Raw genomic sequence first — 13753 nt, 5'->3', positions numbered from 1 at the left:
TCCGCGTGAATTCTTCAAAAGCTGTTAAAAAAGCCCGTCGCCTTGTCCACCTTCGCAACGCAAGTGCAGCAAATGGTGAAACGTTTCAGTTTAGGGATAACCGAACGTAAAAAACCTCCCCCGCTTGCACGGGAGAGGTTTGCATGAAGCCGGATCGGCTCGATCCTTACCAGGACGGAATGACCGTGCCGTTGTACTTCTCAAGGATGAAGGTCTTGATTTCCGGGCTGTGGTAGGATTCGACAAGCGTCTTGACCCAAGGCTTGTCCTTGTCCTGTGCGCGCACGGCGATGACATTCGCATAAGGAGACTTTTCGCTTTCGATGGCGATGGCGTCCTTCTTCGGGTTCAGGCCCGCAGCCGTTGCGTAGTTGGTGTTGATGACCGAAGCGTCGGTGTCGTCAAGCGAACGCGGCAACTGGGCGGCGTCCAGTTCAACGATCTGGATGTTCTTCGGGTTTTCGGTGATGTCGGCAGGCGTGACCTTCAGACCGGCATCCGGGTTGACCTTGAGCACACCCTTGGAGGCCAGAACCAGCAGCGCACGGCCGCCATTGGTCGGGTCGTTCGGAATGCCGATGGTCGCGCCGTCCTTGAGCTCGTCGAGGCTCTTCACCTTCTTGGAATAAACGCCCATCGGGGTGGTGATGGTGGTGCCGACGCTGACGAGATCGAACTTGCGGTCTGAGACCTGATTGTCGAGGTAAGGCTGGTGCTGGAAGGAATTGGCTTGCAACTCGCCATCGGCCAGTGCCTGGTTCGGCACGACGTAATCGGAGAATTCGAGGATTTCGAGGTCGAGATCCTTGGTGGCCGCAACCTTCTTTACCTGCTCCATGATCTGCGCATGTTCTGCAGGGGTAACGCCGATCTTGATGGTTTCAGCCAGTGCGCTACCTGCAAAGAGGGCTGCGAGCGAAGCCGCGATGATGAGTTTTTTCATGAGATGTCTCCTTTACCTAGACGAGTTTTTAGTTTTTGCGATTGCGCTTGTCGAAGCTGCGGGCCAGCGCGTCACCGGCGCTTTGCACGATCTGGACAAGCACGATGAGAACAACGACGACGACCAGCATCACATCTGGCATGAAGCGCTGATAGCCGTAGCGAATGCCGAGATCCCCCAGACCACCGCCGCCGACAGCACCGACCATGGCCGAGTAGCCGATGAGGCTGACCAGCGTCAGTGTCAGTGCCAGCGTGATGCCGGGCTTGGCTTCCGCCAGAAGAACCTTGGTGACGATCTGGAGCGGGGTAGCACCCATGGCACGCGCCGCTTCGATCAGACCCTTGTCCACCTCACGAATGGCGGCTTCCACCAGACGCGCGACAAAGGGAACTGTCGCCACCGTCAGCGGTACGATGGCGGCAGATGTGCCGATTGAGGTGCCTGCGACAAGCCGTGTAAACGGAATGATGGCCACCACCAGAATGATGAAGGGCGTGGAGCGGGCGGCATTGACGATGAGGCCAATGACGCGGTTCGTCATCGGTGCTTCGAACAATTCGCCCTTGCCGCTGGTAGCCAGGAAGATGCCGATGGGCAGGCCGAGCAGGGAACCAACGAGACCGGAAACCGCGACCATATGGAGCGTCTGGATCAGACCCTTCCAGAGAACAGCAAAAAGCATATCAGGCGACATAACCGAGGACCTCCGTGGTCAGGCCGGTATCGGCATAGAAACGGTTGGCACGTGCCGTGACCTCTGGCGTTGCCGGATAGGACACCACCAGCGAGCCGAAAGGCTGGCCGGAGATTTCCTCAATGGTGCCGGCAAGGATGTTCACATCAGGACCGATTTCCGCGACCAGTCGTGCTGTCAGCGGCTGGAAGGCCGTATCGCCAAAGAACACCAGACGCACCAGCACGCGGTCGCCGGGTGCTGCATCCGGCTTCAGACCGGAGGTGACCCAATGCGGCAGCTTCACGCCGACGGCGGATGATAGCAGACTGCGCGTCGTCTCATGGCGTGGGTTGGTGAAAATATCGAAAGTGCTGCCCTGCTCGACAATCAGGCCCTTGTCGATGACGGCCACTTGGCTGGCGATGGTCTTCACCACCTCCATCTCATGGGTTATGAGAAGAACGGTGAGGTTCAATTCGGCATTGATCTTCTTCAGCAGTTCCAGAATGGACTGCGTGGTCTCCGGGTCGAGCGCAGACGTTGCCTCGTCTGATAGCAGCAATTTCGGCTCGGTCGCCAGAGCACGGGCAATGCCGACGCGCTGTTTCTGGCCGCCGGAGAGTTCGGCGGGGTAGCGGTTGGCCTTATCACCGAGACCGACCAGATCGAGCAGCGGCCCGACCTTGCGGCTGATCTCGGCGCGCGATACGCCTGCGATCTCCAGCGGGAGAGCGACGTTATCGTAAGCCGTGCGCGAGGACAGAAGGTTGAAGTGCTGGAAGATCATGCCGACGGAGCGGCGCAGCGTGCGAAGCCCGGCCTGATCCAGCGCGCCGACATCGACGCCATCCACGGCGACCTTACCGGTGCTAGGACGCTCCAGACCGTTGACGAGGCGAATGAGGGTGGACTTGCCTGCGCCGGAGCGACCGATGATGCCGGAGATCGAGCCTCGTGGCACGATGTAATCGACACCGGCAAGGGCGGTGAAGGATGTCTGGCTTTTGGGGTCGCCAAAAGTCTTGGTCACGGCTTCGAACACGACCATCGGGTCGCTGTTAGCCGGGCCTGATGGCACGGAAGGGGCCGCTGAATTTTGACGTGTCATACAATGCTCTTCGAATGGAATCTGTTAGGTCGAAACCCGGCGGCAGGAAAAGCCGCTCTTCATGCTGCCGTAAGGCACATTCGACAACGGAAAATGTTCCGGAGCATTTGTTTGAACTTTCCTTGAAAAAGCCGGGACTGGCCTTGTATGTATCGCAAACATGCCTGTCTGCGATACCATTTTATAGGTACGATTTTTCAATTATCAGCGAGCGCTGGAAAAATCGACCTCAATTCACCAGAATGTCATTCAACGGTGGTGACGAATTCGTTGAGCGGGCGGCGAACCTTCTTGAGGTCGACCAGCCAGTCGCCTTCCGGCTGGCGATAGCCCAGCGGCAGGATGACCGCCGAGCGTAGGCCCTTCTCGCGAAGGCCAAGAATTTCGTCCAGCTTGGCCGGGTCGAAACCTTCCATCGGTGTGGAGTCGACGCCCTCGAAAGCCGCCTGTGCAACAGCCAGGCCGAAAGCGATATAGGCCTGACGCGCCGCATGCTGGAAGTTCACTTCCGCATCGCGCTGTGGGTAGGACGACAGCAGGGACTGGCGGTACTTTTCCCAGCCTTCGTTCTTGAAACCGCGTTCGTCGTTTGTCAGATCGAACATGTGGTTGATGCGGTCTGCGGTGTAGTTGTCCCAGGCGGCGAAGACCAGGAGATGCGAGCCTTCCGTGACCTGTGCCTGGTTCCAGGATATCTCCTGAATCTTGGCGCGTGTTTCCGGGTTGGTGACGACGATGATTTCGAAAGGCTGCAAGCCGCTCGATGTCGGCGCCAGACGGGCAGCCTCGATGATGCGGTCTACCTTGTCCTGCGAAACGGACTTGGAAGGGTCCATTTTCTTGGTGGCATAACGCCAGTTCAATTTGTCGATCAGCATAAAAATCTCCTTGGGACGACCCTATGTCATGGCACGCATGCGCCGCGCCTGGCTCTCCATAAAACCCACCACACATAGGTCATGTTGCGCCGCACACAAGAAGGCACAGACAAGTAACCACGCAAAATCCACTCCGGCCCGCTTCATGAAAAAAGCGAACCGGAGGGATGATGCATGTCCGGCAAATGCCTGTGGCATTGGCAGGTATGGTCGTGGTCTTGGCATTTGCCGGACCACTGTCACGATATCTATCGGAACGCCCGGTCCCTTGCCTGGCCAGTGGCAAGAGGTGGGTTCGCGGAAACGGCCCTCTTTCGGAGCTGCCGCTTGTCGATACCGGCTTTCGAACCGCTGGGACGCCGCGCGTTGCACCCCTTTGCTTCGAAAGCACGGGGATTATGCGGGAGGGTAGGAGGGCATTGAGAAAAAAATGGAGTTTATTTTATTTTTTCGAGAATGCTTTTCGTTGAGTGCTGAGGGGGAGATAAACTCCCCCTCATTCCTGTGCTCGTCACAGGAATCTAGTCGTCGTGCGTCTGCGCGGCGAAAGGAGTCTTCTCAGCCCAAAGACTTGGGCTGACTGGATTCCTGTGACAAGCACAGGAATGAGGAAAGACCCTTACACGTAACGACCCTTAAACGTAGCGGTTGACCACGTTCTCAAGATATTCCTGACGACCGGACTTCGGCTCAGGATTGATGTTGTCGCGCTCGACCATGGCCGCGATCTCATCCAGCTTCAGCTCGCCGCGCAGCAGCTTCTGGGCCTCTGCCGAATCCCACTTGGCGTAACGGTCTGCCAGTGGCTGCGACAGAGCCTTGTCTTCCACCATCTTGGCCGCAGCCTTGAGGCCACGGGCGCAGCAATCCATGCCACCGATGTGACCGATCAGCAGGTCTGCTGGGTCGAGCGACTGACGGCGCAGCTTCGAATCGAAGTTGGTGCCGCCATTCTTGAAACCGCCGCCTGCCAGCACGTGGTAATAGGCCAGCGCCATTTCCGGCACGTTGTTGGGGAACTGGTCGGTATCCCAGCCGGACTGGTAGTCGTTGCGGTTCATGTCGATGGAGCCGAAAATGCCGAAGGCATTGGCCATGGCCAGTTCATGCTCGAAGGAGTGACCGGCAAGGATCGCGTGGCCCTGCTCGATATTGACCTTCACTTCCTTGTCCAGGCCGTGCTTTTGCAGGAAGGCGTAGACGGTGGCGACGTCGTAATCATACTGGTGCTTGGTCGGTTCCTGCGGCTTCGGCTCGATCAGGATCGTGCCTTCGAAACCGATCTTGTACTTGTATTCCACCACCAGATTAAGGAAGCGGCCAAGCTGATCAAGCTCACGCTTCACATCTGTGTTAAGCAGGGTTTCATAGCCTTCACGACCGCCCCACAGAACATAGTTGGCACCACCAAGTTTCTTGGTGGCATCCATGCAGGTTTTGACCGTCGCTGCCGAGTAAGCAAAGACATCAGGGTCCGGATTGGTGGCGGCACCGGACATGAAGCGGCGGTTGGAGAACAGATTGGCCGTGCCCCACAGAAGCTTGACGCCGGTATCGGCCTGCTTCTGGCCGAAGTAATCGACGATCTCGTTCAGGTTCTTCGTGTTTTCGGCAAAGGTCTTGCCTTCGGGGCGCACATCCGCATCGTGGAAGCAGTAGAAGGGCGAGCCGAGCAGCGAGAAAAATTCGAAGGCAACATCGGCCTTCAGCTTGGCCGCCTGCATCGTGTCTTCAAACCATGGACGCTCGAAAGTCTGGCCACCGAACGGGTCGCCGCCCGGCCATGTGAAGGTGTGCCAATAGGCCACGGCAAAACGCAGATGGTCTTCCATCCGCTTGCCGCCGACGATTTCGTCAGGGTTATAATGTCGGAAGGCCAGCGGGTTGGTGCTGTCTGGGCCTTCATATTTGATTTTTTGGATGTCGCCGAAAAAGCCTGTGGTCATGGTTCTCTCCCTAGTTTGCATAGTGGTAAATGGTGAAGTCGTTTCTGGGTATAGTCGCTTGTGTTGGCGGGTGGGGCTCACCCCCCTCTGCCCTGCCGGGCATCTCCCCCACAGGTGGGGAGATCGACTCGTGGAGACCTCCCGCCCATCTCAAAGGCTGCGGATAGAGTGGGGAGCAAGCGTCTAGCCGATCTCCCTCCTTGTGGGGGAGATGTCCGGCAGGACAGAGGGGGTAAGCCCCAGCCACCGGCCATCAATGCGACAACCCTCTGATCGCCGGATAAAGCGCCCGATAGCGCCCATAAGCCTCCTCATAGGCATCTCCCAGCGCTGCCACCGGTTCAATCGTCTCCTCCGTTTCCGGCTGAGAGCACACCGCAACCGGGTCTGCCCCCGTCGCTGCAATCAACCCAAGACGCGCCGCGCCGAATGCCGCACCGAAGTCACCCTCCGCCGGAATATCCACGGGCACGCCAAGCGAGGTGGCAATCGACGCCAGCCAGTAGCGCGAGCGCGAACCGCCGCCGATGGCGGTGACGCGGTCGATCGAGGTGCCTGCGGATTTGAGCGCTTCGAGATTGTCTCGGATGGCGAACGTCACACCTTCCATTACGGCCTGCGTCAACGCCTTGCGGTCGCTTTCGTGTGACAGGCCAATGAAAGAGCCGCGGATGGCCGCATCGTTGTGCGGGGTGCGTTCGCCGGAGAGGTAAGGCGCGAAGGTGACACCTGTCGGGGCCTTCAGTTCGTCGCCCAGTTCCGTCGAAAGGTCGGCTGCGGATTTGCCGGTAATGCCGGAATACCAGTTCAGCGCGTCGGTTGCCGAGAGAATGACACCCATCTGGTGCCATGTGTTGGGCAAAGCGTGGCAGAAAGCGTGGACGGCGCTTTCGGGCTTCGGCAGATAGGAGGCGTTGGCAGCAAACAGCACGCCTGATGTGCCCAACGAAACGAAGGCATGGCCTTCTGACACTGTGCCCATGCCGCAGGCGGACGCGGCGTTGTCACCCGCGCCACCGGCGACCACGACCTTGCCGGAAATGCCCCAGGCGGAGGCCAGTTCGGAGCGCAGCGTGCCCGCCTCATCCGTGCCTTCGACCAGCGACGGCATATGATCTTCCGTCAAGCCGGTGGCCTCCAGTAGTTCCGGCGACCATTTGCGCGCGCCGGTATCGAGCCATGACGTGCCCGCCGAATCCGACATCTCGGAGATGTACTCACCCGTCAGCCAAAGGCGCAGATAATCCTTCGGCAGCAGGACCTTTGCGACCTTGGCGAAAATCTCCGGCTCGTTGTTTGCGACCCAGACCAGTTTCGGCGCAGTGAAACCGGGGAAGACGATGTTGCCCGTGATCTGGCGGAAGCGGGGGTCGGCATCGAGCTTTGCCGCCTCTGCGTAAGAGCGGGTGTCGTTCCACAGAATGCAGGGGCGCAGCACATCGCCACTAGCATCCACCAGCGTTGCACCGTGCATGTGGCCGGAAAGGCCGATGCCCTTGACCGCCGAAAGCTCCTTCGAGAATTTGGCTTTCAGCCCGGAAATCGCCGTTTCCGTTGCCTTGATCCAATGTGCCGGGTCCTGTTCCGACCAGCCGTGATGCAGGCGCGAAACATCCAGTGCGCCATTGGCCGAACCGATGACGTTTTGATCACCATCGATCAGCAGCGCCTTGACGCCGGATGTTCCCAAATCGAGACCGAGATACATGTTTCCTCCAGTGCTATGTCAGTGTCAGGGGAGATTATCCCGCAAGAATATGTCGATACGGATGCGTTCCTGCGCCTCGATGACGGCAAGGCCATCTGCGCGGGCTTTCAGCACGCGGATGGCGCTGCGCACCTCATGGCCCGCATCCTGGTTCAGCACCGCATCCAGCACGCCCTCGGCCAATCCGTTGGCGGTGTTTTCGGTGAGTTCATGGGCGATGACACAAGGCGAGGACGGCTGGCGCGATGATTTCAGCGCCTTGATGAGACCGCGATTGCCGGCACCCAGACTGTAGAGACCCAGAAGCTGCGGATTGGCGTTGAGGCATTCCGAAACCAGCTGCTCCACAGTTTCAGGGTCATCGCGCCCTTCCAGAACCGGCAGAAGGCGAAGATCGGGGAATTCCTCGTCTATCACGGAGCGAAACCCGGCCAGCCGCTCGCGGTGGTCTTTGACCAGCATGGAGCCTGCCAGAACCGCGACATCACCGCCTTTTTCCGGCAGAAACCGGCCCATCAGGCTGGCAGCGGTGCGGCCTGCGGCGACGTTATCGACACCCGCAAAATGATCGCGCCGGGAGCCGGTGATATCAGAGACGAGGGTGACGGCGGCGATGCCGCTATCGGCCAGCCGATCCGCTGCTTCCACCACATCTTCGGCATCGATGGCGACGAAGGCGACGCCCGAGGGCTTTTCCTGTCGTGCCACATCCAGCGCCTGCGCAAGTGCCGCCGCATCGAAAGGCGGCACTTCGATGATGCGGATTGAGGTGCGCTCCAGATAGGATCGCGAGGCAGCGGCCCGCACCTCTGCCCGAAGACCGGCCATGAAGGAATTGTCGTTGTTAGGTAGAATGAAGACCAGCGCGTAAGAGCGCCCTTTGGCCAGATTGGCGGCGGCCATATCGCGCACATAACCCAGCTCCAAAATCGCCGCCTCGACCTTGGCGCGCGTAACCGCATGCACACCCGGACGCAGGTTGATCACCCGGTCAACGGTAGCCAAGCTAACGCCAGCTTTCGAGGCAATATCGTGAACTGTCGGCTTCATGCTTCCTCCTGGGAGGATTCCATAAAGAAGTTTTTGAGGTACGTAAATCAGAAAATGACGTACGTACCTCAGGAAGTGGGTTGGGGGATCGCTTTTAAGGCTTGTGCGTGTGGCTTACCCCCCTTGTAACTTCCCCTCACCGTCATTTGGCGTTTTAATGCCGGTTGCGGTGGCGGATGTGAGACCKAAGCCCCTTTGGGACACCAAGCCCGTGGCAGAGCCCGGTCGTACATCCGCCGTTCCATCGAACCCGAACAGTCGCCAGGGCCGCTTGCGCGAGCAAAGCCCGCTTGGGACACCAAGCCCGTGGCAGAGCCCGGTCGTACATCCGCCGTTCCATCGAACCCGAACAGTCGCCAGGGCCGCTTGCGCGAGCAAAGCCCGCTTAGGCAAGGATGGGATAAGATGGATATTATCGTTGGCATAGATGTCTCCAAAGACAGCCTCGACGTTGCGGTTTCACCGTCAGGCGCAAGCTTTTGCGTCCATAACGACCATGACGGCATCGAAGAGCTGGTGCGTCGTCTCAAGGCGGAAAAGACCGATCTCGTCGCATTGGAGGCGACGGGCGGTTTCGAAACGCTGGCGGTCGCAAAACTTGCGGCGTGCGACATCTGCGTGATCGTCGTCAACCCGGCGCAGGTGCGGGCCTATGCCAGTGCGATCGGCCGGCGTGCCAAGACCGATACGATCGATGCAGCCCTGATCGCCGCTTTCGTCGTGGCGACGAAACCGCAGATCCGCCCGCTGCGCGATGCGCAAACCCAGGCCTTGTCGACCCTTGTCGATCGCAGGCGACAGATCGTGCAGATGATCGTGGCGGAGGAAAACCGGCTACGGATGGCGTTGGACAAGACCACGCACAAGAGCATCAAACGGTTGTTGGCGGCACTGCGCCGCGAGATGGAGAGCATCGATGCCGACATGGATGACCATNCGGATGGCGTTGGACAAGASCACGCACAAGAGCATCAAACGGTTGTTGGCGGCACTGCGCCGCGAGATGGAGAGCATCGATGCCGACATGGATGACCATATCCGCAAGTCGCCCCTGTGGCGTGTGCGCGAGGCCTTGCTGACCTCGGTACCGGGTGTGGGACGGGCCACGGCACGCACGCTTCTGGCCGAAATGCCGGAACTGGGTAGTCTGGACCGACGTCAGATCGCATCGCTTGCGGGACTGGCGCCATGGACACGGCAATCGGGCAAGTGGAAAGGCAAGAGCTTCATCGGTGGCGGGCGCTCCAAGGTGCGGGCCGTGCTGTTCATGGCCGCACTGGTCGCATCTCGCCACAACCCGTACCTCAAGGAATTCCGCGATCGTCTYGTGGCGTCCGGCAAGCCCAAGATCGTCGCCATYGTGGCCACCATGCGCAARCTGCTCACCATCCTCAACGCCATCATCCGGGAGAATAAACCATGGCAAAGCGCTTGACTGCCAAGACAGTCGCTCTGCCCTGCCGGGCATCTCCCCCTCAGGTGGGGAGATCGACTCGTTGAGACCTCTCGCCCCATCTTTGACGTCGATGATGGAGTGACGAAAACGCGTCTAGCGATCTCCCCACCTGAGGGGGAGATGCCCGGCAGGGCAGAGGGGGGTGAGTCCCACCCGCGACCTCCAAGAATGCCGTGCACCCCAAAAAACAAAGGGCCGCCATTTCTGGCGACCCTCGGCGCTGCGGTGGATTGGAGGATTAGTGGCCGGCGTCCGGGGGTGGGGCGGCTTTGGGTTTGTTGATCAGCAGGGTCAGCAGGATCAGGCCGCTGAACAGGATGGTCAGCCCGAGAAACACATCGGCAAAGGCCTGTAGCCATGCCTGTTGCGATACCATGCCGACGAGCTTCTTGACGGCAACGGAGGAGCCGTCCATGCCGTAGGAATCATAGTTGGCGCCGACGCTGTTCAGCCATTCCAGTGCTGCCGGGTTGCTGTAGTTCACATGTTCGGCAATGCGGAAATAGTGGTCGTCCGTGCGCTGGCTGAGCATGGTGTTGATGACCGCGAGACCAACCGCGCCGCCGAGGTTACGGGTGAGGTTGAACAGGCCGGAGGCATTTTTCATGCGGGCTGGGGGCAGGGTGCCGAGTGCGATGTTGTTGATCGGCACCATGCACATCATCAACCCGAAGCCGCGCAGGATTTGCGGGATCAGCAGCTCATAGAAATCCCAGTCGGCAGTGACATGGGTCATGATCCATGTGCCGGAGGCAAAGCTGATGAAGCCGATGACCATCATGATGCGCAGGTCGAGCTTGGTGGAGAGCTTGCCCGCAATCGGCGCGGTGAAGAACATGGCGAGGCCGGAGACGAACATCGTCTCGCCGATCATCAACGCATCGTAGCCGCGTACGCGCCCCAGATAAAGCGGATACATATAGGTCAGGCCGTAAAGACCGATGCCCATGACAAAGGAAAACAGCGAGCCGATGGAAAAGTTTCGGTCCGCGAAGGCCTTGAGGTCCACGACCGGGAAATCCACCTTGAAGGCACGCCAGAAAAACACGACGCCTCCGATGGTCATGGCAAGCGCACCGATCACGATGTGGCTATCGTTGAACCAGTCGTTGTTGTTACCCTCTTCCAGCACATATTCCATGGAGCCCAGGAAGACGCCCATGGAGATCAGGCCCCACCAGTCGAACTTCTTCATCAAGGACCGTTCGGGCTTGTCGAAGTCGATGAAGTTCCATGTGACGATGGTGACGATGATGCCGGGGATGATGTTGACGAGGAACAGCCAGTGCCAGGAAAAGGCATTGGACAGATAACCGCCGACGGTCGGGCCGATGGTCGGGGCCAGCGTCGCAACAAGGCCGATGATGGGGGACACCACCGCCCGCTTGGAGGGCGGGAAGATGGTGAAGGCGGCGGCAAAGACGGATGGGATCATGCCGCCGCCTATGAAGCCCTGTATGGCGCGGTAAACGATCATCTGGTCGATGTTCGTCGCGGTCGCACACAGGGCGCTGGAAAGGGTGAAGCCAGCGGCGCAGGTGGCAAACAGCACCCGCGTCGAGAGGATACGCGCCAGCGTTCCCGACAGCGGAATCATGATGACTTCCGCAATCAGATAAGAGGTCTGTACCCAGGCGATTTCATCGGACCCGGCACCCAGACCGGCCTGAATTTCCGCAAGAGACGCCGACACGATCTGGATATCGAGGATCGACATGAACATGCCGAACACCATCGCGAAGAACGCGATGAGGCGTCTGCGATCCATCGGAGGATCGATCGCCGCGGCGTTGCCGCCCGCCATACTGGCTGTTGCCGCCATGATCTTGGTCCTTAGGGCAGTTCCGGCAAAAGCGGGATGCGGCTTTGGCTGCGGAACTGCGTGAAAACAACGTTACTTCGACTGGGCCTGCGCCGTTTGGCTATTGTCCGGTGATGTGCGGGTATCGACATCGACAACCACGCTCAAACCGGCACGAAGCTTGTGCTTGGCGAGATCTTCCTTGGAGAAGACGATGCGAACCGGCACGCGCTGAATGACCTTGGTGAAATTACCAGTGGCATTTTCCGGTGGCAGCAGCGAGAAGACAGAGCCGGAGGCTGGCGAAATCGACTGAACCGTGGCCTGAATGTCGTGGTCGCCGAAGGCGTCGACATGGACGCGTACCTTGGAGCCGGGCTCGATCTTGGCGAGCTGCGTTTCCTTGAAGTTGGCATCGATGTAGAGGTCGTCCATCGGAACCAGCGATGCGAGGCGCTTGCCAACGGAGACGAGATCACCCGTCTGGACGGCGAGATTGCCGATGACGCCATCATAAGGGGCGCGCAGAACGGTGAAGGACAGGTCGCGGGCAGCCTTGTCGCGAGAAATTTCAAGCGACTTGACCGAGCCTTCGGCTTCCTTGCGCTGGGCTCTTAGCAGGTCGATATTGGCCTGAGCGGATACGACGCTGGCTTCACCGGCAACCAGATTGGCCTTGGCCTGTTCCATGGCGATCTGGGCATTGTCCGTCGATGCGACGGTGCCGACAGCCTTGGACTGGAGTTCGCTGGCGCGCTTCAGATTGATGTCTGCACCGCGCAGGGCGGCATCCAGAGAACCCTTTTGGGCAACGGCTTGCGCAAGAGATGCTTCCGCACCGGCAATCTGCGCATCGATACGGTTGAGCGAAAGCTGTTGTGTCTGAAGCTGGGCTTCAGCCTGCTCCAGAGCGTTGCGATAATCGCCATCATCCAGCGTGACCAGCGTGTCGCCTGCCTTCACTTCCTGGTTGGCGACGACATCGACCTTGGCGACGTAGCCGGAAACCTTGGGCGCGATGACGGCGATGTCACCCTGCACATAGGCATCGTCAGTGGAAATGAGGAAACGACCGTCCGTCCAGTATTGATACCCATACCAGCCACCGGCGGCCAGAAGTGCAACGGCCACTACCGGCAAGACGAAGGATCTGCCCTTCTTCTTTTCGGGCGCGGCGGGCTGAGCGGGCGCAGCAGGCTGCTGGGCCTCTGCTGGCTTTGCCTCGTCAGCCCGGGCTTCGGTTTCATCTGGCGAATTCACTGCGCGGACTGCGCCGCTTTTCTGGGCCGACATGGTAACACCACTTACTGTGAAAAAAGAGATAACTTCGAACTGAACCGTTCGGTTCGATTGACTTAATCTTTTTTCTATCACATATCAAGTGACATCGAACCGTTTGGTTCGATATATTGAATCGAATCTAAAACCGATTGGCGGATCGACGCGTGACCGAAGACAAGACCATGGAGGATATCTATACCGCTTCTCCTGCGGGACGCTTTGCTGCGGGTGAAGACCCGGCCAAGCGCGAACAGATTCTGGACGGTGCATGGCGGGTGTTCAAGCAAAAGGGCTTCGATGCCGCCAGCATGAACGATATAACCCGCGAAGCCTCTGTTTCCAAAGGTACAATCTACGTCTACTTCCAGAACAAGGACGAACTTTTCGCAGCCTTGATCGACAGGCACCGGGCGGAATTTGCCCATTCCATGCGCGATATTCTGGCAGGCACGGAAGAGGTGCGCGACGGGCTGTGGCAGTTTGGCGACGCGTTTATTCACAAAGTGACATGCACTGACATGATACCTGCCATGCGCTCAGTGCTTGGCGTCATCGACCGTATGCCCAAGCTTTCGCAACGATTCTTCGTTGCGGCACCAAATAATGTGCGGGTCGTTCTGCGCGATTTTCTGCAGCATCATGTCGAGCAGGGTACGCTGGTTATCAGTGATGTGGACCTTGCCGCGCGCCAGTTCATCGAGCTTGCCACCGGCACGTTCTTCAAAATGCGGCTGTTTGGCGAACTCAACGGCGAAACGCCGCCGGAAGAAGCCAACCGTGTCCTTTCCAGCGCCATCGACGTTTTTATGGCGGCCTACGGAACCAAGGCCGCTTGAGGCCATTCAGCATCCGGGTTTCTCGCAATGCGCGAAATACCGAGTAAATATAGCGTCGCGGCACTGT

At 59.0% G+C, this 13753-nt stretch carries 11 protein-coding genes and 1 pseudogene; 3 read left to right on the top strand and 9 right to left on the bottom strand.

From position 1 onward, the window contains the following. Positions 1–166: 166 nt before the first annotated feature. The 7 genes from ASF29_RS18930 to ASF29_RS18900 all read right to left on the bottom strand — a co-directional run bounded on the left by ASF29_RS18930 (position 167) and on the right by ASF29_RS18900 (position 8312). Positions 167–943: a MetQ/NlpA family ABC transporter substrate-binding protein gene (locus ASF29_RS18930; protein ID WP_062452195.1), complete on the bottom strand. Its 777-nt coding sequence runs from the start codon at positions 941–943 to the stop codon at positions 167–169. Positions 944–971: 28 nt separating this feature from the next. Next, a complete protein-coding gene (locus tag ASF29_RS18925; protein WP_062452194.1) occupies positions 972–1640 on the bottom strand; it encodes a methionine ABC transporter permease in 669 nt (222 codons plus the stop codon). Beyond that, entirely contained in the window at positions 1630–2670 is a 1041-nt protein-coding gene (locus ASF29_RS18920; RefSeq protein ID WP_082453581.1) for a methionine ABC transporter ATP-binding protein, read from the bottom strand. Before ASF29_RS18920 ends, ASF29_RS18925 begins: the two co-directional genes overlap by 11 nt. Positions 2671–2975: 305 nt before the next feature. Continuing rightward, entirely contained in the window at positions 2976–3608 is a 633-nt protein-coding gene (locus ASF29_RS18915; protein ID WP_062452192.1) for an NAD(P)H-dependent oxidoreductase, read from the bottom strand. Between the two features lie 635 nt (positions 3609–4243). After that, positions 4244–5554, bottom strand: a complete 1311-nt coding sequence (gene xylA, locus ASF29_RS18910) for a xylose isomerase (RefSeq protein WP_062452191.1) — start codon at positions 5552–5554, stop codon at positions 4244–4246. A gap of 253 nt (positions 5555–5807) precedes the next feature. Then, positions 5808–7262, bottom strand: a complete 1455-nt coding sequence (gene xylB / locus ASF29_RS18905) for a xylulokinase (RefSeq protein WP_062452190.1) — start codon at positions 7260–7262, stop codon at positions 5808–5810. A gap of 24 nt (positions 7263–7286) precedes the next feature. Then, positions 7287–8312 carry a LacI family DNA-binding transcriptional regulator gene (locus ASF29_RS18900; RefSeq protein ID WP_062452189.1) on the bottom strand — a complete coding sequence of 342 codons (1026 nt, stop codon included), beginning with the start codon at positions 8310–8312 and terminating at the stop codon, positions 7287–7289. Positions 8313–8717: 405 nt separating this feature from the next. Here ASF29_RS18900 and ASF29_RS24970 point away from each other — a divergent pair. Continuing rightward, a pseudogene (locus ASF29_RS24970) lies at positions 8718–9248 on the top strand (transposase); the annotation flags it as partial. 1 nt (position 9249) lies between these two features. Next, the coding region (locus ASF29_RS24965; RefSeq protein WP_156462754.1) for a transposase at positions 9250–9747 on the top strand (498 nt) is incomplete at its 5' end. Positions 9748–10006: 259 nt separating this feature from the next. Here ASF29_RS24965 and ASF29_RS18890 read toward each other — a convergent pair. Together ASF29_RS18890 and ASF29_RS18885 are read right to left on the bottom strand one after the other, a co-directional pair. Then, positions 10007–11590, bottom strand: a complete 1584-nt coding sequence (locus ASF29_RS18890) for a DHA2 family efflux MFS transporter permease subunit (RefSeq protein ID WP_062452188.1) — start codon at positions 11588–11590, stop codon at positions 10007–10009. 72 nt (positions 11591–11662) lie between these two features. Beyond that, positions 11663–12862, bottom strand: a complete 1200-nt coding sequence (locus ASF29_RS18885; RefSeq protein ID WP_062452187.1) for an HlyD family secretion protein — start codon at positions 12860–12862, stop codon at positions 11663–11665. Positions 12863–13032: 170 nt separating this feature from the next. On the opposite strand from ASF29_RS18885, the gene ASF29_RS18880 reads away from it, so the two are divergent. After that, on the top strand, positions 13033–13686 hold the full coding sequence (locus ASF29_RS18880; RefSeq protein WP_062452410.1) for a TetR/AcrR family transcriptional regulator: 654 nt from the start codon (positions 13033–13035) through the stop codon (positions 13684–13686). Positions 13687–13753: the final 67 nt, after the last annotated feature.

The sequence above is a fragment of the Rhizobium sp. Leaf262 genome (genome assembly GCF_001422245.1).
In the GTDB taxonomy this organism is placed as follows: Bacteria; Pseudomonadota; Alphaproteobacteria; order Rhizobiales; family Rhizobiaceae; genus Agrobacterium.
Note: the sequence above shows the minus strand (reverse complement) of the source record. Positions and strands in the feature narration are given on the sequence as shown.